The organism is Micromonospora sp. NPDC007271 (assembly GCF_040634005.1).
Classification (GTDB): Bacteria; Actinomycetota; Actinomycetes; order Mycobacteriales; family Micromonosporaceae; genus Micromonospora.
The window spans coordinates 21,366-42,939 of sequence record NZ_JBEYER010000066.1 but is presented as its reverse complement, the minus strand read 5'-3'; the positions used below and the strand labels follow the sequence as shown (position 1 = coordinate 42,939).

Below are 21,574 nucleotides of genomic sequence, written 5' to 3'. Positions count from 1 at the left end.
CTTCGCCCTGCTCCGCCGGTGACCGCGCCCGGGCCCGCCCGCGGCGCGGATCCCGACGCAAACTCCTTGATCAACGCGGACCGGCGGGCGGACCGGCGGGGGTCGGGGTCAGGGGTGGAGGCGCTTGAGGGTGGCGATGTCGGCGGCGTGGCCGACGTGCTTCTCCGTCGGGGTCTCCACCAGGATCGGGACGCCCGCAGTGGCCGGGTGGCACATCAGCTCGGCGAACGCCGGCTCGCCGATGGTGCCCTTGCCGATGTTCTCGTGCCGGTCCCGCGTGGAGCCGCACAGGTCCTTCGAGTCGTTCGCGTGCACCAGCTTCAACCGATCGGCGCCCACGGTGGCGACCAGAACGTCGAGCGTGCCGGTCATCCCGCCCTCGGCGGCCAGGTCGTGCCCGGCGGCCCAGGCATGGCAGGTGTCGAAGCAGACCCCCATCATCGGGTGACGGTCCACCGCGTCCAGGTACGGGCCCAGATGCTCCACCCGGGAGGCCAGCGACCGGCCACCGCCGGCGCTCGGTTCGACCAGCAGCATCGGCCCGCCAGCCGCCGCCGCCTCGTCCAGCAGCGGCAGCAGGGCCTCGCGGACCTGTCGCATGGCCGTCTCGGCGTGCCCCGCGTCCACCGCGCTGCCGGCGTGGAACACCACCGCCTCGGCGCCGATCGCCCGGCCCCGCCGCAGCGCGTGCGCCAGGGTCTGCGCCGACCGCTCCACCGTGGCCGGGGTGGGGGAGCCGAGGTTCACCAGCAGCGAGGCGTGGATGAAGACCGGCAGGCCCCGCTCGCCGCAGCCGTCCCGGAACAGCGCGTCCTGCTTCGGGTCGCCCGCCGGTAGCGCCCAGCCCCGGGAGTTGGAGACGTAGACCTGCACCACCTCGGAGCCGGCCGCGTCGACGTACGGCAGCGCCGCCTTTGCCAGACCGCCCGAGGTGGGGGTGTGCGAACCGACCCGCCGCCGCCCGCTCGCGGTGTCGCCCTCTGTTCGCGACTGCGGGGCTCGCTCCTCGCGGCTCACAGGCAGGTCACCGTGACCGGGGTGCCCGGGGGCACCGGAGTGTTCTCGCCCGGGTTCTGGAAGTGGACCACCCCGTTCGGGTTGAGCTGCATCGTGGTCGGGAAGCCCTGGCTCTCCAGCGCCTGCTTGGCCTCCTGGCAGGGCATGCCGATCACCCGGGGAACGGGCACCTGCGGCGGCCCCTTGCTGACCTCCAGCTTGACCTGGGCGCCCTTCTCCACGCCGGTGCCGTCGGCCGGGCTCTGACCGAGGACCTCGTCCTTCGGCTTGTCCGAGTCCTTGTACGACTCCACCGGGGTCAGCCCGAGCTGGGTGAGGATGCCCCGCGCCTCGCCGAGGTTCTTGCCCACCACGTTCGGCACGGTGACCGGGGCGCGGCCCTTGCTCAGCACCACCGTCACCTTCGTGCCGGGCTTGACCACCGTGCCCGGCTTCGGGTTGGTACTCAGCACCACCCCGGCCGGCAGTTCGTCGTCGTACTTGGCGGGGCCCTTCGCCACCACCAGCTTGGCGTCGGTCAGCTCGGCCTGCGCCAGCTCGAATTCCTTGCCCACCACGTCGGGCACGGGCAGCTGCTCCGGGCCGAGCGACAGGGTCAGGGTGATCGTGCCGCCCTTGAGGACCCGGGCCGAGGAGGCCGGGTTCTGCCCCAGCACGCTGTCCTTCGGCACCTTCTCGTCGTAGCGGGGATCGGCGTACTCCAGGGTGAAGCCGCCGCGGGCGGCCTGCGCCTCCGCCTCGGCCTTGGTCAGGCTCACCAGCTGCGGGGCGACCGTGTAGCGGCCCACCCCGAACCACCAGCCGCCGACCGCCGCGACCAGGCCGAGCACCACGACCGCCGCCGCCACCGCCAGCCGGCCGCGTGGCGAACCCATGAGCCGCGCGCGCAGCCCGGCCAGCCCGCCACCCAGGTCGTCGTCCTCGGGGACGGCCGGGCGGCGGTGCGGGCGCTGCCCGCCGCTCTCGGGCAGCCGGGCCCAGGCGGGGCGCTCGGCGGGGCGGACCGCCGCCACCACCATGGTGGGCTGGGCCACCGGTGCGGTCTCGTCGGTCACCCGCCGCAGCACCGCGGTGTGCGAGTTGGGGTTGCCCAGGTCGTCCCGGGCCACCTGCACCTCGGCCAGCAGCGCACCGGCGTCGGCGGGCCGGGCGCCCGGGTCCCGCCGGGTGGCCCGGCCGACCAGTTCGTCGAGGGCCTTCGGCAGGCTCGGGACCAGGGTCGACGGGGCGGGCACGTCCCGGTCGACGTGCTGCCACGCGACGTCCACCGGGCGGTCGCCGTCGTACGGGACCCGGCCGGTGAGCATCTCGAACAGCACGATGCCGGCGGAGTAGACGTCGGTGCGGGGGTCCGCACGCCCCTCGGTGACCAGCTCCGGAGCCACGTAGGCCACGGTGGCCATCAGCTGGTTGCCGTTCTCCTCCTCGGCGCTCGCCTCGACCGCGCGGGCCAACCCGAAGTCGGCCACCTTGACCACGCTGTCCACCAGGTTGAAGGTGCCGCCGGTGGGCGCCTCGGCGACCAGCACGTTCTCCGGCTTGACGTCGCGGTGCACCAGGCCGGCCCGGTGGGCGGCGGCGATGGCGGCGAGCATCTGCTCGGCGATCGCGAGGGCCTCGTCCGGGTTGAGTCGGCGCCGCTCGGCGAGGACGTCACGCAGCGTGCGGCCCCGGACGTACTCCATCACCAGGTAGGGGAGGCCGGCGTGGGTGCCCTGGTCGTAGACCGCCACCACGTTGGGGTGGGTCAACCGGGCGATCGTCTTCGCCTCGTCGGTGAACCGCTCCACGAAGCCGGCCGTCCGGGACCGTGCCTCGGGTGCCTGGGTCGGGTGAATGATCTTGACCGCCACGGTGCGCTCCAGGCGCTCGTCGGTGGCGGTGTACACGGTCGCCATGCCGCCGCGCGCCACGCGACCGCGAATGCGGTAGCGCCCGTCGATCAGCGAGCCCAGCAACGTGTCGGCGACCTGTGTGTCCATCGGCAGGCAGTCTATGTGTCCGGAGGGTGAAGGTTGAACAGGATGCTACAGCCGGGGTCGGACGCTCGTCCCGTCGCGCTCCCGGGCGGGCGTCGCCGCACGCCGGACGCCCGGCGGGGGTGCCGGTACCCGGCACGGACGGGCGCGTGGCAGGGTGGTCGGGTGACCGATTCCGTACCCGCCGACGCGGCCGCCACCGGCGCCGACCTGCCCGGACCGACCGACCCCGCCGGCTGGCTGACCCTGCCGGACGTGGCCGAGCGCCTCGACCTGTCGATCAGCAAGGTGCACCAGATGATCCGGGACCGCGAGCTGATCGCGGTACGCCGCGACGGCGTCCGCCGCGTGCCGGCCGACCTGGTCGCCAACCGCACCGTGCTCAAGCACCTACCCGGCGTGCTCAACCTGCTCGCCGACGCCGGGTACGACGACGAGGAGGCGCTGCGCTGGCTCTACGAGGAGGACTCCACCCTCCCCGGCACCCCGGCCGCCGCCCTCGCCGGTGACCAGGCCCGCGAGGTCAAACGCCGCGCCCAGGCCCTCGGCTTCTGACCACTCCGACCCACCCGGCTCCTCGTTGATCATGAGGTTGGCGGCGGTTCTGGACATCGACTTCGCCGCCAACCTCATGATCGCCCGGCCCGGCCCGGCCCGGCCCGGGCTGGGCCGGTCCGGTCCGGGAGGGGAGGGGGCAGGGTGGGTCAGTCGGTGCGGCGGGTGGCGGCGATGGCCAGGTCGACCAGGGCCTGGCGGGCCTCGGTGTCCAGGTCGACCGTGGCGAGGGCGGCCAGCGCGCCCTCGGTCAGCGTCGCGATCCGCCGCTCGGTACGCTCCAGCGCCCCGCTGGCCGTGATCAGCTCGCGCAGCCGGGTCACCCCGTCCGTGTCCAGCCCAGGGTCGCCGAGCCCGGCGAGCAGCAGTTCCCGGCCGGCGTCGTCGGCCCCCTCCAGGGCCGTCGCCACCAGGTACGTCCGCTTGCCCTCGCGCAGGTCGTCGCCGGCCGGCTTGCCGGTGCGGTCCGGATCCCCGAAGACGCCCAGCACGTCGTCGCGGAGCTGGAACGCCTCGCCCAGCGGCAGCCCGTACGCCGAGTAGGCCGCGTGCACCTCGGCCGGGGCGTCGGCGAGTGCGGCGCCCAGCAGCAGCGGCCGCTCGACCGTGTACTTCGCCGACTTGTAGCGGGCCACCTTGCCGGCCCGCTCCCGGGAGGTGTCCCCGGTCACCTGGGTCAGCACGTCCAGGTACTGCCCGATGGTCACCTCGGTGCGCATCTCGTCGAAGACCGGACGGGCTCGGGCCACCGTACGGGGGTCGAGGCCGGCGGAGTGCAGCAGCTCGTCCGACCAGACCAAACAGAGGTCACCGAGGAGGATCGCCGCGGCGTCGCCGAATCCGTCCGGGTCGCCGCCCCAGCCGGCCGCGCGGTGCCGGGCCGCGAAGCGCCGGTGCACCGCCGGCTCGCCGCGCCGGGTGTCGGAGCGGTCCATCAGGTCGTCGTGCATCAGGGCGCTGGCCTGCACGAACTCCAGCGCGGCGAGGGCCGCGACCACCTGGTCGGAGTCGACCCCGCCGGCGCCCCGGTAACCCCAGTACGCGAAGGCGGGGCGCAGTCGCTTCCCGCCCCTCAGCACGAACGCCTCTATCGCCTCGGCGACCGGCACCAGGCCGTCGTCGATGGCGGTCAGCCAGCCGCGTTGGCCGGCGAGAAACTCGGTGAGGGCCTTGTCGATCCGCTGACGCAGGCCGGCGCGGTCGACAGGGGATACGGGAGCAGCGTGGGTCACGCCACGACGCTAGCCGGTCCCTGCCGGCCGCGTCGTGCCGCCATGGCGGGGTTTTGGCGCGCGGGGACGGGATCCCGCCGCGACGGGCCGGGCCGCCGCCCCGCGCGGCAGGTACGGGCGGGCCCCGGCGAGCAGGCCGGCGTACCGCCGGGCCGCCGGCTCGTCGCGGTGCGTGGCCAGTCGGCGGCGTACCTCGGTGAGCTGGCCGACCGCCCGGGGCGAGCCGGACCGGACGGCGTCGAGCAGCGCCTCGCCGGCCACCGCGCAGGCCCCCGCCACCTCGCCGAGCTGCAGGTGCGCCCGGGCCAGCCAGCCGCCGTAGACCGCGGCGCGGCGGGGGCCGCCCCGCCCGCGCACCACCCCGGCCAGCAGCGGCACGGCGGGCCCGGGGCGGCCCAGCGCGACCAGGGTCCGTCCGGTCATCGCCGCCAGCTCGGCCTCGTCGAGCCAGTACAGCCAGGGCGGCTCCCGGCCCGGGCCGGGCCCCCCGGCCCGCTCGGCGGCGGCCAGCGCCTGCCGGGCGGCGCGCGCCCGCCCGGCGAGCGCGGCGGCGAGCGCCACCCGGTGCAGCAGCAGCGCCCGCAGGCCGGGAGAGGCCGCGTCGCGGCAGCCGGCGTAGCCGATCCGGGCCAGCGTCAGCGCGCCCAGCGGATCTCCGATGCCGGCCAGCAGATGGCTGGCCGACCCGAGCACGTGCCCGGCGAGCCCCCGGTCGGCGGCGGCCACCGCCGCGCGCAGCGCCAGCCGGTAGGCGTCCAGACCCCCGGCGTCGCCGGCGAGCCAGCCGGCGAGCTGCGCCGACTCGGCCAGCACCGGCAGCAGCCGGCGGCGGCCGGCCGGCCCGGTGACGGCGAACTCCCGGGCGGCCCGGCGTAGTCGGCGGGTGCCGTGCCCGGCCAGGTCGGCCCCGCCCAGCAGGTCGTCCCAGCGCCGCAGCTCGGCCAGGGCGGCCCCGGCGGTCTTGTCGGCGAGCAGTTCGCGTGCGGCCCCGTCCGGCCGGTCCCGGGCGGTCCCGGCGGTCTTGTCGGCGAGCAGTTCGGGTGCCGCCCAGCCCGGCGCGGCCAGGGCGCCGCCGGTGAGCGGACCGCCCATCGACGCGCCGGACGGGTCGGCCGCCCAGCGGTGCGCGAGGGCGAGCAGAGCCACCCGCGAGCGGGAACCGGCCCGATCGACCACGGCCGGCACCACGCCCAGCCGGCGGCTCTGCGCCGCGGCCTCGGCGAGCAGCTCACCCGGCACGCCGAGGACCACCGCGAGCCAGCCGGACCAGAAGTCGCCGGGGAGCCGACGGTGCCGCTCCCACCGGGAGATCTCGTGGCGGGTCAGGGTCGGCACCCCGGAGGCGGCGCAGAGCTCGGCGGCGACCCGTTGCTGGCTCCAGCCGCGGGCGGAGCGCAGCTCGGCGAGGAGCGGCCCGAGCGGGCGCGGCTCGGCTGGCGGGAACGGGGTCATCGGTCCTCCGGAGGGTGTCGGCGGGGTGTCGGCGCGGACGCCCGGCACTGCCGGACCGGCACGCGCCGATCGTGCTGACCCCCGCGCGGACCCCCGGACCGGTCACCGCCGGGCCTCACCGCGCTGCCCCCGTTTCTACCCCCGGGGTACGACGCTTCCGCGGCACGCGTGCTCGCGGGCTGGGAAGTTCCTGGGTACGACGGGACGTGCCGGTTACAGTCGGTCCGTGGCGCTCGGTCTTCCTTCGGTCCTCCCCAACCCGCAGCCGGCCATCGGGGAGCTGATCCGCGACGGCCAGCCCACCTTCTCGTTCGAGTTCTTCCCGCCCAAGACGCCCCAGGGCGAGCGCCTGCTCTGGCAGGCCATCCGCGAGCTGGAGCCGTTGCGCCCGTCGTTCGTCTCGATCACCTACGGTGCGGGCGGCTCGACCCGGGACACCACGGTCGCGGTGACCGAGCGGATCGCCACCGAGACCACCCTGCTGCCGATGGCGCACCTGACCGCGGTCAACCACTCGGTCGCCGAGCTGCGGCACGTCATCGGCCGGCTGGCCTCCGTGGGGGTCCGCAACGTGCTGGCCGTGCGCGGTGACCCGCCGGGCGATCCGGGCGGCGAGTGGGTCCGGCACCCGGAGGGCGTGCGGTACGCCGAGGAACTGGTCCGGCTGATCCGCGACGCCGGCGACTTCAGCGTCGGGGTGGCCGCGTTCCCGTACAAGCATCCGCGCTCGCCCGACGTGGCCAGCGACACGGCGTACTTCATCCGCAAGTGCCGGGCGGGCGCCGCGTTCGCCATCACCCAGATGTTCTTCGACGCCGACGACTACCTGCGGCTGCGGGACCGGGTGGCCGCCGCCGGCTGCGACACCCCCATCCTGGCCGGCGTGATGCCGGTGACCCAGATGGGCACCATCGAGCGGTCGGTGCAGCTCTCCGGCGCGCCGTTCCCGCCCGCGCTGGCGGAGCGGTTCGCCCGGGTCGCCGACGACCCGGAGGCGGTCCGCCGGCTCGGCATCGAGCAGGCCAGCGAGATGTGCGCGCGGCTGCTGGACGAGGGCGTGCCGGGGATCCACTTCATCACCCTCAACCGGTCCACCGCCACCCGGGAGGTCTGGCAGCACCTGCGGGCCGGCGCGCGGGTGTGATCACCTCGCCCGCGACACCCGGGCCGCCCTTCGACGGTTGATTCGGTGGTGGGCACACAGCTGAACTGGGACCAGTACGCGACCGCGTGGGCGCGGCTGCACGGCGGGTTCGATCCGCGGGCCGCCGCGCCGGTGGTCCGCGCCTGGCTGCGCTTCGCCTACCACCTGGGGTACGTCCTGGGCCGGCTCCGGGTCGGCCCGACCCCGGTGACCGTGTTCGGGGTGCTGCTCTGCGTCTGCGTACCGCTGCTGGTCGGACGCCCGGCCGACGGGCCGTTCCTCGGCGCGCTGTTCGTGCTGCTCGCCGGGGTGGCGGACAGCGTCGACGGGGCGGTGGCGGTGGTCACCAACCGCACCACCCGGCTCGGCTACGTCTACGACTCGATCGCCGACCGGCTCGGCGAGGTCGCCTGGCTGATCGCGTTCTGGCTGCTCGGCGCGCCGGGCGCGCTGGTCGCCGCGGCCGGCGGACTCTCCTGGCTGCACGAGTACGTCCGGGCCCGGGCGGTCGCCGCCGGAATGCGTGAGATCGGCGCGGTGACCGTGGGGGAGCGCCCCACCCGAGTCTGCGTGGCCCTGGTCGGGCTGCTGGTCGCCGGGCTCACCGGGCTGATCGACGCCGACCTGACCGCCGGCACCATCACCATGGCCGCCGCGGTCTGGGTGCTGCTGGCCGGCTTCGGCCTCGGGCAGCTCCTCTCCACCGTCCGCCGCACCCTCATCGACGCCGGCTGACCCGCCGCCGCCCGCCCGCCGCCGCCCGCCGCCGCCCTCGGCGGGCGGTGGCGGTGAGAAGGGAACCCTTCTCGACCACAGGCGTTAAGCGGGGGCCCTTCCTTTCACCAGGCCGGGCCGATGGCGGTGGTGACGATCTCCGCGGAGAGGGTGACCATGGGGAGGCCGCCCCCGGGGTGGCTGGAGCCGCCGACCAGCCAGAGCCCGTGTGCCGGGCCCCGGTTGGCCGGGCGGAGCAGCCCGCCCGCCGTGCCGTAGATCGCCCCGCCGGGCGTGCCGGTCGCCGCGTCCAGGTCGGCCGGGGTACGGATCTCGCGGAACACCAGCCGGTTCCGGACGTCCACGCCCCGCTCGGCGAGCACGTCCAGGATCCGGTCGGCGTACGCCTCGGCCAGCCCCGGCCGCCGCCAGTCGACCGCGCCCGCGGCGGTGCCGTGGCGGGCGGCGTTGACCAGCACGAACCACGCCTCGTGCCCGTCCGGGCGGACCGCCGGGTCGTCGGCCACGGTGACGAAGACCGTCGGGTCGGGCGCCGGCCGGGCTCGCACCCCGCGCCCCGGGGTGCCGAAGACCGCGTCGAACTCGGCGTCGTGGTCGTCGGGGAAGAAGACGGTGTGGTGCGCCAGCCCGGAGTCGCCGCGTACGCCGAGCAGCAGCACGAAGCCGGCCAGGCTGCGGTCGGTGAGTCCGGCCAGTCGGCGCGGGCTGGGCAGCAGGTCACGGTAGAGGGTGAGCGCGTCCACGTTGGCCACCACCACGTCGGCGGGGACCGGGGCGGCCATCCCGGCGAGGCGTACCCCGTGCACCCGGCCGCCGGCGGCGTCGATCCGGGTGACCGTCGTGCCGGTCTGCACCACCACGCCGAGGTCGAGGCAGCGGGACAGCAGCGCGTCGGCGAGGGTGGCCAGCCCGCCGCGCAGGTACCAGCCGCCGTACGTCAGCTCGGCGTACGGGACGGCGACCAGCGCGGCCGGGGCGCGGCGCGGGTCGGCGCCGGTGTAGGTGGCGTACCGGTCGAGCAGCATCCGCAGCCGCGGGTCGGACAGGTGGCGGCGACCCAGGCCGCGCAGGGTGCGGCCGGGGGCGATGGCGGCGAGGTCGCCGAGCCGCCAGGCCAGCGCGGCCAGGTCCCGGGGCGAGTCGACGGTGCGGCGCAGGACGTCCCGGTGCGAGGCCGCCCAGACCTGGCCGGCCCGCCGCCAGAGCCGCTGCCAGTCGGCGGCGGACCGGTCGCCGAATGCCGCGCCGATCCGGGCGGCGAACTCTGCCGGGTCGGCGCAGGAGTCGAGGGTGGGGCCGTCGCCGGGGAAGACGTGCCGGACGATCGGGTCCAGCGGCACCAGGTCGAGGTACTCGTCGAGCTTCGCGCCGGTGGCCTCGAAGAGCTCGTGGAAGACCTGCGGCAGGGTGATCAGGCTCGGCCCGGTGTCGAAACGGTACGCGCCCTCCGGGGTGTCGTGGACGTACCGGCCGAGCTTCCCGCCGACCGTGTCGGCCCGCTCGAAGACGGTGACCTCGTGCCCGGTGACCGCCAGCCGGGCGGCGGCGGCCAGCCCGCCGACCCCGGCGCCGATGACCACGATCCGCGCCATGCCGCGCCCCCCTAGCCGACCGGGCGACCCCGCCAGGTGAGCCGGCGTCGCTTCCGCAGATGGTACGACCGGAATGTCAGCCAACCGAGGACCACGACCGACACCGGGTGTGTCAGCGCGTCGGGCCAGGCCCGCCCGCCGGTGGCCCGCGCGCTGACCACCCGCCCGGCCACCCCCAGCAGATAGGCCAGGAACGCGAGCCCGGCCGGCGCCGGCGAGTCGGCCGCCAGGGCGCCCAGGGCGATCAGCGGGGGAGCGGTGAAGAGCACGAGCAGCAGGGCCACCACCACGGCGGCGGCGCTCGGGTGCCCGAACGAGGCCCATAGCGACTTGGTGTAGCCGTCGCGCAGCTGCGGCCAGGTCCCGTACATCCGGCAGGCGGCCAGCCGGGAGCCGTCGGCCAGGGCGATCCGGTCGCCGGCGCGCTTCACCGCCCGGGCCAGTTCGACGTCCTCCAGGACCTTGTCGGCCACCGCCGCGTGCCCGCCGGCCCGCAGGTAGCCGGCCCGGTCCAGGACCAGGAACTGGCCGCCCGCCGCGGCGAGCGACGGCCGCGGCGAGCGCTCCATCGCGCGCAGCGGCAGGAAGGTCAGCCACAGCCACTGCAGCAGCGGCTGCACCAGCCGGTCGGCCGCCGTCCGCACCACGATCCGGGGGTACGGCGACAGCAGCGCGGCCTTCGCGGCGCGCAGCTCGGTCACCGCCGCCGCGACGGCGTACGGGGCGAGCACCACGTCGGCGTCGACGAAGGCCAGCACGGTCGGGGCCGGGTGGGTCCGGGTGGCGAGCTGCCAGCAGGCGTGCGGCTTGCCCAGCCAGCCGGGTGGCGGGGCGACCCCGGTGAGCAGGGTGACCCGGGGGTCGTCGCCGGCCACCGCGCGGACCACGTCGGCGGTGCCGTCGGTCGAGCCGTCGTCGAGCACCACGATGCGCAGGTCGGGCACCCCGCGCTGGGCGAGCAGCGCGCGCAGGCACGGCGTGACCCGGTCGGCCTCGTCGCGCAGCGGCAGCAGCACGGCCACCGCCTCGGCCACCTCGACCGGGCCGGCCGCGGGGCGGCGCAGCCAGCAGGTGGCGTTGACGAGGGCGTGCGCGGTCAGCGCGGCAACCGCGGCGACCAGGGCGACCAGGGCGCTCATGGCACCGGCACACCGAGCTGGCCGCTTCGCTCGCTCATGTCACCGCACCGGAGCGGGGTGGCGCGGGGTGCGGCTGCCGGTGGGCGGTGGCGCCGCGGCGGGCGCCCAGCAGCGCCACCGCCAGCGGCACGGCGGTCACCGCCATGCCGATCCCGCCCCAGAGCGCCGAGGCCGGCAGCCGGAGGAAGACCGCGTGCGCCAGCAGGCTGGCGGCGTACGTCCACAGGTAGAGCGCGAACATCGGCGCGTCCCGCCGGTCGGTGCGGTCGACGGCCGGCCCGGCGAGCGGACGCAGCGCCGCCGCCAGCAGCACCGTGAAGAGCAACCAGCCGAGGTAGTTGCTGACCGGCACGCCGGGCAGCCCGGGCAGGGCCGGGGTGGCGTCCCGCCACGTCCAGTAGCCCTCGGCCACCATCTGCGGGTCGAGGAAGAGGTCCCAGGTGACCAGCCCGACCGCGGCCAGCGCCACCCGGCCGACGCGGCTCCGACAACTCCAGCTCGGCGCGTCTAGCGCCGCGCCGCGAGCTGGAGCCGTCGTCCGACAACTCCAGCTCGGCTGGCGGCCGTAATTCGGCCTTCCCGCCGCTAGACGGCGCTCCGGACCGAATGCGGGCCGGTCCGGCGCCGCGCCGCGACCTGGAGCCGTCGCCGGTCGTGCTCCGGCCGGGGTGGCGGCGCCGGTGAGCCGGACCGCGGTGAGCCAGGCCGGCCAGGCCATCCAGGTCCACGCGAGGGGGATGACCAGCGGCACCCCGGCCAGCTTCGGGCCCAGCTCGCCGGAGTAGTCGTAGCCGCCGAACGGGAAGCCGGTGGCCACCCCGAGCGCCTCGACCGCGAACCCGCCGCCGGTGGCCACCACGACCAGCGCGAGCGCGGTACGCGTACCCCGGCTGGCCAGCGCGTGGCCCACGGAGAGCAGACAGCCGAGCACGACCGTGGCCGTGGTCAGCCCGGCCCGGGTGGTGCCCGTGGTGAGCGGATAGCAGATCTGGGCGAGGACCAGGCCGGCCAGCAGCGCCCAGGGCAGCCGGCCGCGGATCACGGCGTGGCCGTACCCGGGGCGGTGGCCGGGCCCGGTGGAGGCAGTGGCAGGTCCCGGCCGAGCACCCCGAACGGCCGCTCGTCACCGGGGAAGTGGAAGTCGCGCAGGATGTCGACGAAGCCGAACCGGCGGTACAGCCGCCAGGCCCGGGACCGCTGCTCGTCGGCCTCCGGGGTGGAGAGCAGCGTGGTGGTCCCCTCCGCCATGGTGAGCAGGGCGCGGAGCTGGCCGGCGCCCAGGCCGTGCCCCTGCGCGGGCGGGCGGACGTGCAGCTCCACCACCTCGAAGGGGTGGTTCAGCCAGCGCCGCCGGGCCTCGGTGTCCAGCGCCCGGTGCACCTGGTCGTGCCACCACTGCCCCGCGGCGCCGAGGTAGCCGTAGCCGAAGCCGGCCAGGTGCCCCTCGCTGGTGAGGCTGGCCACGGCGCGGAAGCCGGGGCGGCGGACGTGGGTGGCGATGTAGCCGCGCCGGGCCTCCAGCAGGTCGGCGCGGTAACCCATCGCCTCGCCGTAGACGGCCACTACGTCGTCCAGCCGCCGGACCAGATCGTCCGGCGTCCACCGCACCAGCCTCATGCGTGTCCTCTCGCCGATCCCGGGTCGCCCTCGGCAGCCCATCCCAGCACCGCGGGGTCGCCGACCAGGCCGCGCACCGCGAACCGCGCGAACAGCTCCTCCGCGTACCACCCCTCCGTCGAGGTGCGGGTGATCGCGGCGCGGTGCTCCGGGTGACGGTACGCGAACGCGACGAGGTCCGCCGCGTCGCGCCACACACTCACCGTGCCCTGCCAGCCCAGCGGCGCCTCGCCGACGCCGAACCGGGCGAGCAGCCCGGGCGCGGCGTGCAGGGCGGCGGCGACCGGCGGGACGGCCCGCCAGAAGGTGACCGCCCTGCGGGCCCGCAGCCGGGCCCGGGTCAACGCCAGCACGGGGCCGGTGACCGGGCCGCCGGGCGGCTCGCCGAACGGCCGCCGGCCGGACCACTCGCCCCGGCTGGTCAGTGGGCGCAGCTCCAGCCGGGCCGAGGAGCGGGCGATCCGGGCCCAGGACCGGCCGACCGGCGAGGCGTCGAAGCCGGCCGCCGCGGCGGGGGAGTCCCACGCCACCAGGGCGGCCCACCGGGTCAGGTCGGCGTCGCCGGGCCCGAAGCCGGTGCCCGTCCCGGTGCCGAGCAGCTTGCCGAACCGTACGCCGGGGGTCCGGCGCAACCGCGCGGGATGCGCCGCCATCCGGGCCAGCGCCCGGGGGACCGCCGCGCGGGGGATCCGCCACACGTGCAGCGTGACGAGTCCGGGAACGCTCACACCACCGCTCCGCTTCGCTCCGCGGCGGCGTGAGTGGTGCTGAGCTTGACGGTTCGCTCGCTCCGCTCGCTCACGCCACCGCTGTGGGGGTGCCGGCGGTGATCCGCAGCAGCTCCGCGTAGGTGCTGGGGAAGACGGCCCGGGGCACGCCGCCGGCCGCCCACACCTCGTCGTACGCCGCCAGGGCGGTGTCGACCAGGGTGCGCAGCGGCTGGGGGTGGCCGACCGGGGCGACCCCGCCGATCACCTGCCCGGTGTGCCGCTTGACGAACTCCGGGGTGGCCCGGCGCAGCCGGGTGACCCCGATGGACGCGGCCAGGCCGGCGGTGTCCACCCGGTGCGCGCCGGAGGTGAGCACGAGCAGCGGCGCGTCGTCCGCGTCGAAGATGAGCGAGTTGGCGATGGCGCCGACGCCGACGCCGAGCGCCTCGGCCGCCGCCGCGGCGGTGTGCACCGCCTCGGGCAGCAGGCGGACCTGGCTCGCCGCGCCGGAGCCGTCCCGCGCGCCCGCGTCGTCGAGCGCGCGCTGCACCGCCCGCACGTTCGGGTGTACCGCCTGCACGTCTGGCTGTGACTGCATGTCGCTCATTCTGCTTCCTGCCCCGTTCCTCGTCACACCCACCCGGGCGGGACGCAGGGCGGATGCTTCGCCCCTCGTGCAGTAGACATTGTCTACGGGTCTCTGGTAGACAGCCGTTGTGGATCAGTCGAACGGCGGGCTCCGGGCTCGCCTGGTCGCGACGGGCGTCGAGCTGGTGGCCCGGCGGGGGGTGGCAGGGCTCTCCCTGCGGGAGATCGCCCGCCAGGCCGGGGTGTCGCACGGGGCCCCTCGTCGGCATTTCCCGACGCATCAGGCGCTGTTGGTCGCCATCGCTCGGGAGGGCTACCGGGAACTCGGCCGGCAGATGGACGAGTTGCTCGCCGACGGTGACCAGGACCCGTACGACCTGCTGCTCGCGCTGAGCCGGCGGTACCTGGAGTTCGCCCACGGAAACCGGGGCATGTTCGAGTTGATGTTCCGGCACGACCTGTTGCGGGGTAGCCAGATGGGCCTGCGGGAGGCCAGCGTGCCGCTGTTCGAGGTCCTCGTCGACCTGGTCGCCCGCGCCCGCCCCGCCCGGCCCGGCGGGCCGCCGGCCGCGGTGATCGCCGGCGCCCTCTGGGCCAACCTGCACGGCCTGGCCCAGCTCCGACTGTGGGGCAGCCTGCAGTTGGTGACCCGGGTCGACGAAGCCGAACCGTTGCTGCGCGCCGCGCTGGACGCCCATCTCGGGCCCGCCGCGATGCCCGTCCGCCACTGAGAGCGAGGACTGCCGGTGCTGGTGCAGGCGATCGTACGACGAGTGATCGCTCCGCTCGTTCGGCTGCTCTACCGGCCGGTCGTGGCGGGGCGCGGGAACGTGCCGCGACACGGGCCGGTGATCCTGGCGGCCAACCACCTCTCCTTTCTCGACAGCATCGTGATCCCCCTGGTGGCGCCCCGGCCGGTGGCCTTCCTGGCCAAGGCCGAGTACTTCCGGCGGCCCGGGTTCCGGGGCTGGCTGACCCGGGCCTGCCTCACCGGGATCGACGCCGTGCCGGTGCCGCGGGGTGGCCACCGGGCCGCCCAGGAGTCGCTGGAGGTGGCGCTCGGCGTCCTCGCCGCCGGGCGGGCGTTCGGCATTCACCCGGAGGGCAGCCGTTCCCGGGATGGGCGGCTCTACCGGGGGCGTACCGGTGTGGCGTGGCTCGCGCTCGCCTCCGGTGCGCCGGTCGTCCCGGTCGCCGTGGCCGGCACCGACCGGATCCAGCCCGTCGGCGCCCGACTGCCCCGGATCGGGCGGATCACCGTACGCTTCGGCGCCCCGCTGCACTTCACGCCGCGGCCGGGCAGCGCCGGTCAGGCCCGGCGTGCGGTCACCGACGAGATCATGGCGGCGATCCACGAGCTGTCCGGCCAGGAGCTGGCCGAGGGCTACAACGAGCTCTCCGCCACCACCGTCGGGTGACCCGCCCGGGCTCATCCGCGTGCGCGGTCCGCGGTGCCGACACACTGGCCACGGATGTCGGCCTGCCCGACTATCCGGTGCAGGTGTGAGTCGGCCAGTTCGGGGTGGCCCGGACCCGCCCGGTGGCGTCCACCAGCAGGGCCGCGTACCCGTCCAGGGTGGCCAGCCAGTCGAGCGCGTCCGCGCCGCGGGCGACGGCCGCGGTCGCGTACACGTCGGCCCAGAGCAGTTCGGGGCCGACCACGGTGACCGACCGGACGGCCTCGGTGGGCCGGCCGTCGCGCGGGTCCACGATGTGCGCGCCGCGCCGTGCGGTGCCCGACGTGGCGACCGCGCCGTGCGCTCGCTCGACGACGTCGAGCATCCGCTCCGGGTGGTCGGGGTCCTCGACCCCGACCCGCCAGGCCGGCCGGCCCGGCGCGGCGCGCAGCAGCACGTCCCCGCCGGCGTTGAGGCAGAGGTCGTGGCCGGGCACGTCGGCGAGGTGCCGGGCGGCCCGCTCCACGGCCCACCCCTTGACCAGGCCGGACGGGTCGAAGCCGACGCCGCCGCGGGGCAGCGGCAGCCGCCGGGCGTCGAACCACCCGCCGGTACGGGTGCGGGCCAGCTCGCAGAGCGCCAGCACCTCGCGCACCACCGGCCCGGCGGTGGCCGGGTCGGGCAGCGCGCCGCCGAGCCGGCCCAGCACGCTGTCCGGCCGGTACGTGCTGAACACCGCGTCCGCCTCGCGCAACTCGGCGAAGACCCGCTCCACCCGCTGCGCCACCGCGTCGGTGTGCACCTCGGGGCCGCGCAGGTGCACGCTGACCGGCAGCCCCATCACCTGCATCACCCAGGCCCGCCGGTCCGGCTCCACGGCCAGGTTCATCGTCGCCACCCCGCTCATTTCAGATGCGCCGCGTCGATGGCGGCCTGAAGGGACTCGCGGTAGCCGTCGCTGGTGACGGTCGCGCCGGAGACGGTGTCGATCCGGGCGCTCTGCGCCGCGAGGGCCTCCTGCCGCAGGATCGGTACCGCGTAGTCGTTGATCTCCTGGTCGCGGCGGTTGCCGTCGGGCACCCGTACCGCGATCACGTCGGTGATCTTCCCGCCGGAGACGGTGATCTTCACCTGCACCGGCCCCCACCGGGTCTGCGCCACCGACCCGGTGGCCGTGCCGCTGCCACTCGCCGAGCCCCCCGAGGAACCGCTCGACGAGCCGCCCGACGAGCCGCCCGACGAGCCGGAGCCGGTGCCGGAGCCGTCGTCGGTGGCGGTCCAGGAACTGCCCGCCGAGCCGTCCGAGCCGGAGGTGATCGCGCTGGTGTCCCCGCCCGGGCCCATGGTGCTGGTCTTGTAGCTGAACAGCAGCACCAGCGCGGCCACCGTGGAGAGCAGCCAGAGGGTGATCCGTCGCACGGATCCTCCTTTCGTGCCTGTCACCAGGCGAAGCATTCGTGGTGGGTGCGCGCGTCGGGGACGCCGGCCGCGCGGGTCGCGGCGCGGGCGGCGTCGACCCAGCCGTCCGGTCCGCAGAGGAAGACGTCGTGTGCGGCGATGCCGGGGGAGAGCCGGCGCAGGGCCTCCGCGTCGGACATCCCCTCGGCGTACGCGGGCAGCCAGCTCGGGCGTGCCGCCCGGGGGCCGACCAGATGGTGCACCACCAGCCCACGTTCGGCGGCGAGCTGGTCCAGCTCCGCCCGGAAGGCCAGGTCCGCGGGGGTACGCGCGCGGTAGAGCAGCACCGCCTCGCCGGGGGCGTACGGCAGCTCCCAGAGCAGCGCCAGCAGCGGGGTGATGCCGACCCCGCAGGCGAGCATGGTGATCCCGCCGCCGCGCCAGTGCTCCCCGGTCAGCCGCCCGTACGGCCCCTCGACCAGCACCTTCGTGCCGGGGCGGAGCGCCACCACCCGGGCGCTGCCGTCGCCGAGGTCCTTGACGGTGATCCGCATCAGGTCCCCGTTCGGCGGCGCCGACAGCGAGTACGGGTGCGCCCGGGACCAGCCGGGGCCGTCCAGGAACCGCCAGAGGAGGAACTGCCCGGCCCGGACGGGCAGCCGGTGCAGGTCGCGCCCGCGCAGCCAGACCGAGGTGATCCCGGGCGCCTCGGGGACCACCGCGGCCACCTCGATCCGGTGCCGCAGCGAGCGCCAGGCGGGCAGCCCGAGCCGGTAGACCAGCACGCTGGCCAGCGCCAGCAGGTAGACGGTCCACCAGTAGGCGCGGGCGGCGGCCGAGCCGACGAAGTCTGCGCCGGCCCAGAGCTGGTGCGGCAGCGCCAGCGCGACACCGAGGTACGCGTACAGGTGCAGCAGGTGCCAGGACTCGTAGCGCAGCCGGCGCCGGGCCGCCCGGACCGAGGTCGCCACCACCAGCACCAGCAGGGCCAGCGCCGCGGTGGCCAGCAGCATCCCGGGGTACGTGACGACCAGGTCCCAGGTCTCGGCCAGCACGCCCCGCCGGGCGGTGCCGGCGTACCCGAGGGCGGTCAGCGCCACGTGGGCGAGCAGCAGGTGGAAGGAGGTGAAGCCGGCGAGTCGGTGCCAGCGGGCGATCCGGTCCTGGCCGAAGCGCCGCTCGATCAGCGGCACCCGGGCCATCAGCACCACCTGGATGAGCATCAGGTCGGCGCTGACCAGGCCGGCGAGCCGGCCGAGCGAGGTGAGGCCGGTGGCGAGGCCGCCGAGCAGTTCCTGCACCCCGCGGTCGGCGGTCCAGAGGGCGGCGACGACCAGCAGGCTGAGCGCGGCGGCGGTGCCGGCGGCGTCGCCCCACCAGGCGGGAGCCGACGGCAGGAGGCGGCGTACGGGCCGCCGGTCGGCGACGGCGGCGGTCACCAGGCGGTCGTTTCGGTACGGCTGGCGTTCATGGTGCCAACCCTGGGCCGGGCAGCTCGGCGTTCCCTTTGCCGATGCTGTGCACCACCTGAGAATCCTTCGGGCGTCGGCGGGTCGCCGCCGACTCGCCGGGCCGGGCGGCGATCGGCACGCGGCGGGGCCACACGTTGCATTTTCGTCGGAGGAGAGGTGTACTGTCAGGGCAGTTAGAACGAGTGTTCGATTCAGTCGTACGCCCGTTCCAACGTCCGGGAGTGGTGTTTCGCGGCGCCGGCTCCCGGGGAGGTGCGGTTCCGCGGACCGCACCGGGCTCCGGACAGTCGCGAGTCCGGGCCCGTCAGGCAGGATCGTCGCCCGCCGCCCACGACCCCCGGGCGGCGGGCGACGGACCCGCCGGTACGCCGGCCGGGTGTGGTGTGGGGAAGCGTCCACACCCGGCCGGCCCCCACCCGGTGCGTCTTCCTCCGCACCACCGCTCCGGCGTCCTGCCGGCGGATCCGATCCGTCGCGCGGCCCGCCCGCCCCGGCCCATGCGGAGGAGAGACCATGCCGACCAGTCCGGCCCAGGCCCCGACGGTGCCCGCGCACGTGCTGCCGCACCGCACCCCCGCCCAGCTGCTCGCGGTGGCCCGTCACGGGCTGGCCGAGGCGGGCCGGACCCGCCCCGACGGTCTCCGGTACGCCGCCGCCCACCTCGCGGCGCTGCGCGCTGCCGCCGCCCTGCTCGCCGCCCGCGCCCGGCCCGCACCCACCCGCCGGAGCCGGGTCACCAGTGTCTGGGTCCTGCTCGTCACCGTCGCCCCCGAGCTGCACGAATGGGCCGACTACTTCGCCGCCGGGGCGAGCAGACGGGCCGCCGCCGAGGCCGGCATCCCCCGGGTGGTCACCGCCCGGGAGGCCGACGACCTGCTCCGCGCCGCCGAGCAGTTCGTGGCCGTGGTGGAGACCGCCCTCGGTCTGGCGCACCAACCGGCGTTCGACGGTCTGTTCCGGCCGCTCCGGCTCGGCGGGTCTGACGCCACGCCGCGACCCGGAGCAGCCGCCGCCTGACCGGGCGACGCCGTCCGGCCACCGACGGGGGTGGCCGGACGCGCCGTGCCGACTCCGGCGGTGCCCGCCGCAGTGAGATCCAGCAGCACCACCACGGGGTCGGGACCCGTGGGCGACACACGACAGGGGGAAGGTCCGATGGCGGGCCGCATGGTGGTCGGTTCCGCCGCACTGGCCGAGCTGGTACGTCCGGCGAGCGCGCCCGATCCGGCGGGCGGTCACCGGGTGCTGCCCGTCCGGCCCGAGCTGACCGGGCTGCTGCCCAACCGTGGGCTGCGGCGCGGCAGCACCATCGCGGTCGGCGTCGGGCAGCCCCGGCGCAGCGGCGGAACCTCGCTGATCCTCGCCCTGCTCGCCGAGGCGTCCCGGGCCGGCTCGTGGTGCGCCGTGGTCGGCGTGCCCACCTTCGGAGCCGGCGCGGCGGCCGAGGCCGGGATCGCCCTGGACCGGCTCGCCCTGGTGCCCGATCCCGGGCCCGAGTGGCCCACCGTCGTCGCCGCGCTCATCGACGGGGTGGACGTGGTGGTCGCCGCCGTGCCGGCCACGGTCTCCGCCTCCGTCGCCAACCGGCTGGCCGCCCGGGCCCGGCAGCGCGGCAGCGTGCTCGTCCCGTACGGCCGGTGGGACGGCGCGGACGTCACGCTCCAGGTGGTTCGCGGGGTCTGGGAGGGGCTCGGACCGGGCCGGGGGCGGCTGCGCCGCCGGGAGGTGACGGTCTCGGCGCGCGGGCGGGGCGCGGCCGCCCGCCCCAAGGAGATCAAGGTCTGGCTGCCCGGCGACGAGCTGACCCAGGTCATCCCCCGGGCGGCTGCGGCCCGCGTCGCCGCCCGCACCACTTCGCCCCGGCTCCGCGTGGTGGCGCCGCCCGCCCCGGCTGCCCGGTCCCGCACCGCGGTCGGTCCGGCATGACCGGGGCGCGGACCCTGCTGCTCTGGTGCCCGGACTGGCCGGTCCTCGCCGCTGAGATCGTCGACGGGGTGCCCGCCACCGGCCCGGTGGCGGTGCTGCACGCCAACCGGGTGGTCGCCTGTTCCGAGCGGGCCCGCGCCGAGGGCGTACGCCGGGGGCTGCGCAAGCGGGAGGCGCAGGGGCGCTGCCCCCAGCTCACGGTCGTCGACCACGATCCCGGCCGGGACGCCCGGGCGTTCGAGCCGGTGGTGGCCGCCGTCGAGGAGGTGGCCGTCGGGGTGGAGGTGGTCCGCCCCGGGTCCTGCGCGCTGGCCGCCCGCGGGCCGAGCCGGTACCTCGGCGGGGAGGAGGCGGCGGCCGAGCGGATCGTCGAGCACGTCGCCCAGAGCTGTGCGGTGGAGAGCCAGGTCGGCATCGCCGACGGGGTCTTCGCCGCCGGGCTGGCCGCCCGGGAGGGGCGGATCGTGCCGCCCGGCGGGACCCCGGAGTTCCTGGCCGCCCGGCCCGTCGAGGCGCTCGGCCGGCCCGCCCTGGCCGACCTGCTGCGCCGGCTCGGGGTGCGTACCCTCGGCGACTTCGCCGCGCTGCCCGCCGGCGACGTGCTGGCCCGGTTCGGCTTCGACGGGATGCTGGCCCACCGGCTCGCCGCCGGCCGGGACCACCGGCCGCTCGCGGTCCGGCAACCCCCGGCCGACCTGACCGTCACCGCCGGGTACGACGAGCCGATCGACCGGGTCGACGCCGCGGCGTTCGCCGCCCGGACGCTGGCCGAGCAGCTGCACGAGCGGCTGGCCGGGTACGGGCTGGCCTGCACCCGGCTCGGCATCGAGGCGGTCACCGCGCACGGCCAGGAGCTGCACCGGGTCTGGCGGCACGACGGCCTGCTCACCGCCGCGGCCATCGCCGATCGGGTCCGCTGGCAGTTGGACGGCTGGCTCTCCGGCAGCACCGGCCGGGGCGGCGCCCGCCCGGCCCGCCCCACCGCCGGGATCATCCGGCTGCGGCTGGTGCCGGACGGGGTGCTCGCCCAGGCCGGCCTGCAACCGGGGCTGTGGGGGGAGACCGGTGCGGAGCGGGAACGGGCGCACCGCGCGTTGAGCCGGGTGCAGGGCATCCTCGGCCCCGAGGCGGTGGTCACCGCCGTGCTCGGCGGCGGGCGTTCCCCGGCCGACCAGGTTCGCCTGGTTCCGTGGGGCGACGAACGGCTGCCCGCCCGCCCCGGTGAGCCGACGGTGCGGCAGGAGCGTTCGACGTCCGGGTCGCCGGCCCGGCCGCCGGACCGAGCCTTACCGCCGTGGCCGGGGCGGCTGCCGCCGCCCGCGCCGGCCGTGGTGCTGCCGACCCCGCTCCTCGCCACCGTGCACGACGCCGCCGGCGAGCCGGTGGTGGTCAGCGCCCGGCTGGCGGTGAGCGCCGCGCCCGCGCGACTGGTCGTCGGCACCGGCCGGTCGACCGAGATCGCCGGCTGGGCCGGCCCGTGGCCGGTGGACGAGCGCTGGTGGGCGCCGGCCGAGGCCCGGCGCCGGGCCCGGTTCCAGATCTGCCTGGCCGACGGTGCCGCGCTGCTGCTCGCGGTCGAGGGCGGCCAGTGGCTGGTGGAGGCGATCTATGACTGAGCGGA

Annotated in this window: 21 protein-coding genes; 8 read left to right on the top strand and 13 right to left on the bottom strand. The window is 76.4% G+C overall.

The features are described from left to right. Positions 1-108 precede the first annotated feature (108 nt). Positions 109-1,017, bottom strand: a complete 909-nt coding sequence (locus tag ABZ570_RS22555; protein ID WP_358066852.1) for a deoxyribonuclease IV — start codon at positions 1,015-1,017, stop codon at positions 109-111. After that, positions 1,014-2,999, bottom strand: coding sequence for a Stk1 family PASTA domain-containing Ser/Thr kinase (gene pknB / locus ABZ570_RS22550; protein ID WP_358066850.1), 1,986 nt, complete (start codon positions 2,997-2,999; stop codon positions 1,014-1,016). The genes ABZ570_RS22555 and pknB overlap by 4 nt, the downstream gene beginning before the upstream one ends. A gap of 207 nt (positions 3,000-3,206) precedes the next feature. On the opposite strand from pknB, the gene ABZ570_RS22545 reads away from it, so the two are divergent. Then, on the top strand, positions 3,207-3,551 hold the full coding sequence (locus ABZ570_RS22545) for an Rv2175c family DNA-binding protein (protein WP_358066864.1): 345 nt from the start codon (positions 3,207-3,209) through the stop codon (positions 3,549-3,551). 149 nt (positions 3,552-3,700) lie between these two features. On the opposite strand, the gene ABZ570_RS22540 is transcribed toward ABZ570_RS22545, so the two are convergent. Together ABZ570_RS22540 and ABZ570_RS22535 are read right to left on the bottom strand one after the other, a co-directional pair. After that, on the bottom strand, positions 3,701-4,783 hold the full coding sequence (locus ABZ570_RS22540; RefSeq protein ID WP_358066847.1) for a polyprenyl synthetase family protein: 1,083 nt from the start codon (positions 4,781-4,783) through the stop codon (positions 3,701-3,703). Between the two features lie 9 nt (positions 4,784-4,792). Continuing rightward, on the bottom strand, positions 4,793-6,235 hold the full coding sequence (locus ABZ570_RS22535; RefSeq protein ID WP_358066844.1) for a helix-turn-helix domain-containing protein: 1,443 nt from the start codon (positions 6,233-6,235) through the stop codon (positions 4,793-4,795). Positions 6,236-6,461: 226 nt separating this feature from the next. Here ABZ570_RS22535 and metF point away from each other — a divergent pair, with 226 nt between their 5' ends. Further along, entirely contained in the window at positions 6,462-7,379 is a 918-nt protein-coding gene (gene metF, locus ABZ570_RS22530; RefSeq protein WP_358066841.1) for a methylenetetrahydrofolate reductase [NAD(P)H], read from the top strand. Between the two features lie 45 nt (positions 7,380-7,424). Continuing rightward, positions 7,425-8,114: a CDP-alcohol phosphatidyltransferase family protein gene (locus ABZ570_RS22525; protein WP_358066838.1), complete on the top strand. Its 690-nt coding sequence runs from the start codon at positions 7,425-7,427 to the stop codon at positions 8,112-8,114. Between the two features lie 104 nt (positions 8,115-8,218). On the opposite strand, the gene crtI is transcribed toward ABZ570_RS22525, so the two are convergent. The 6 genes from crtI to ABZ570_RS22495 form a co-directional block, all read right to left on the bottom strand. Then, positions 8,219-9,706, bottom strand: coding sequence for a phytoene desaturase family protein (crtI, locus tag ABZ570_RS22520; protein ID WP_358066835.1), 1,488 nt, complete (start codon positions 9,704-9,706; stop codon positions 8,219-8,221). Between the two features lie 11 nt (positions 9,707-9,717). Next, positions 9,718-10,845, bottom strand: coding sequence for a glycosyltransferase family A protein (locus ABZ570_RS22515; RefSeq protein ID WP_358066833.1), 1,128 nt, complete (start codon positions 10,843-10,845; stop codon positions 9,718-9,720). A 34-nt stretch (positions 10,846-10,879) separates the two neighbouring features. Then, positions 10,880-11,887 carry a carotenoid biosynthesis protein gene (locus ABZ570_RS22510; RefSeq protein ID WP_358066830.1) on the bottom strand — a complete coding sequence of 336 codons (1,008 nt, stop codon included), beginning with the start codon at positions 11,885-11,887 and terminating at the stop codon, positions 10,880-10,882. Continuing rightward, positions 11,884-12,462 carry a GNAT family N-acetyltransferase gene (locus ABZ570_RS22505; RefSeq protein WP_358066828.1) on the bottom strand — a complete coding sequence of 193 codons (579 nt, stop codon included), beginning with the start codon at positions 12,460-12,462 and terminating at the stop codon, positions 11,884-11,886. Before ABZ570_RS22505 ends, ABZ570_RS22510 begins: the two co-directional genes overlap by 4 nt. Beyond that, positions 12,459-13,190: a monooxygenase gene (locus ABZ570_RS22500; protein WP_358066825.1), complete on the bottom strand. Its 732-nt coding sequence runs from the start codon at positions 13,188-13,190 to the stop codon at positions 12,459-12,461. The genes ABZ570_RS22505 and ABZ570_RS22500 overlap by 4 nt, the downstream gene beginning before the upstream one ends. A gap of 70 nt (positions 13,191-13,260) precedes the next feature. After that, complete coding sequence (locus ABZ570_RS22495; protein ID WP_358066822.1) at positions 13,261-13,770, bottom strand: YbaK/EbsC family protein; 510 nt, start codon at positions 13,768-13,770, stop codon at positions 13,261-13,263. 118 nt (positions 13,771-13,888) lie between these two features. Between ABZ570_RS22495 and ABZ570_RS22490 the strand changes: the two genes are divergently transcribed. Continuing rightward, entirely contained in the window at positions 13,889-14,491 is a 603-nt protein-coding gene (locus tag ABZ570_RS22490) for a TetR/AcrR family transcriptional regulator (protein ID WP_358066819.1), read from the top strand. A gap of 42 nt (positions 14,492-14,533) precedes the next feature. After that, the gene (locus tag ABZ570_RS22485) at positions 14,534-15,178 is read left to right on the top strand and encodes a lysophospholipid acyltransferase family protein (protein ID WP_358066816.1); all 645 of its coding nucleotides are present in this window, start codon (positions 14,534-14,536) and stop codon (positions 15,176-15,178) included. A 70-nt stretch (positions 15,179-15,248) separates the two neighbouring features. Here the strand turns inward: ABZ570_RS22485 and ABZ570_RS22480 are convergent, their stop codons facing one another. Genes ABZ570_RS22480 through ABZ570_RS22470 form a run of 3 tightly spaced genes read right to left on the bottom strand, consistent with a single transcriptional unit; the run spans position 15,249 to position 17,994 of the window. Next, positions 15,249-16,046, bottom strand: coding sequence for an FAD:protein FMN transferase (locus tag ABZ570_RS22480; protein WP_358066813.1), 798 nt, complete (start codon positions 16,044-16,046; stop codon positions 15,249-15,251). 14 nt (positions 16,047-16,060) lie between these two features. Beyond that, positions 16,061-16,576 carry an FMN-binding protein gene (locus tag ABZ570_RS22475; RefSeq protein WP_358066810.1) on the bottom strand — a complete coding sequence of 172 codons (516 nt, stop codon included), beginning with the start codon at positions 16,574-16,576 and terminating at the stop codon, positions 16,061-16,063. A gap of 20 nt (positions 16,577-16,596) precedes the next feature. Continuing rightward, positions 16,597-17,994 (bottom strand): ferredoxin reductase family protein, encoded by a 1,398-nt coding sequence (locus tag ABZ570_RS22470; protein ID WP_358066807.1) that lies wholly within the window; start codon positions 17,992-17,994, stop codon positions 16,597-16,599. Positions 17,995-18,540: 546 nt separating this feature from the next. On the opposite strand from ABZ570_RS22470, the gene ABZ570_RS22465 reads away from it, so the two are divergent. From ABZ570_RS22465 to ABZ570_RS22455, 3 genes are all read left to right on the top strand, one after another. Beyond that, positions 18,541-19,044 (top strand): SAV_6107 family HEPN domain-containing protein, encoded by a 504-nt coding sequence (locus ABZ570_RS22465; RefSeq protein ID WP_358066804.1) that lies wholly within the window; start codon positions 18,541-18,543, stop codon positions 19,042-19,044. A gap of 138 nt (positions 19,045-19,182) precedes the next feature. Continuing rightward, on the top strand, positions 19,183-19,953 hold the full coding sequence (locus ABZ570_RS22460) for a hypothetical protein (RefSeq protein ID WP_358066801.1): 771 nt from the start codon (positions 19,183-19,185) through the stop codon (positions 19,951-19,953). Further along, complete coding sequence (locus ABZ570_RS22455) at positions 19,950-21,569, top strand: DNA polymerase Y family protein (RefSeq protein WP_358066798.1); 1,620 nt, start codon at positions 19,950-19,952, stop codon at positions 21,567-21,569. Before ABZ570_RS22460 ends, ABZ570_RS22455 begins: the two co-directional genes overlap by 4 nt. Positions 21,570-21,574: the final 5 nt, after the last annotated feature.

What these genes read in the sequence shown, in the direction of transcription:
- pknB (WP_358066850.1), bottom strand. Translation starts at nt 2,999, where the DNA reads ATGGACACACAGGTCGCCGACACGTTGCTGGGCTCGCTGATCGACGGG.
- ABZ570_RS22535 (WP_358066844.1), bottom strand. Translation starts at nt 6,235, where the DNA reads ATGACCCCGTTCCCGCCAGCCGAGCCGCGCCCGCTCGGGCCGCTCCTC.
- crtI (WP_358066835.1), bottom strand. Translation starts at nt 9,706, where the DNA reads ATGGCGCGGATCGTGGTCATCGGCGCCGGGGTCGGCGGGCTGGCCGCC.
- ABZ570_RS22515 (WP_358066833.1), bottom strand. Translation starts at nt 10,845, where the DNA reads ATGAGCGCCCTGGTCGCCCTGGTCGCCGCGGTTGCCGCGCTGACCGCG.
- ABZ570_RS22505 (WP_358066828.1), bottom strand. Translation starts at nt 12,462, where the DNA reads ATGAGGCTGGTGCGGTGGACGCCGGACGATCTGGTCCGGCGGCTGGAC.
- ABZ570_RS22495 (WP_358066822.1), bottom strand. Translation starts at nt 13,770, where the DNA reads ATGCAGTCACAGCCAGACGTGCAGGCGGTACACCCGAACGTGCGGGCG.
- ABZ570_RS22480 (WP_358066813.1), bottom strand. Translation starts at nt 16,046, where the DNA reads ATGAACCTGGCCGTGGAGCCGGACCGGCGGGCCTGGGTGATGCAGGTG.
- ABZ570_RS22465 (WP_358066804.1), top strand. Translation starts at nt 18,541, where the DNA reads ATGCCGACCAGTCCGGCCCAGGCCCCGACGGTGCCCGCGCACGTGCTG.
- ABZ570_RS22460 (WP_358066801.1), top strand. Translation starts at nt 19,183, where the DNA reads ATGGCGGGCCGCATGGTGGTCGGTTCCGCCGCACTGGCCGAGCTGGTA.
- ABZ570_RS22455 (WP_358066798.1), top strand. Translation starts at nt 19,950, where the DNA reads ATGACCGGGGCGCGGACCCTGCTGCTCTGGTGCCCGGACTGGCCGGTC.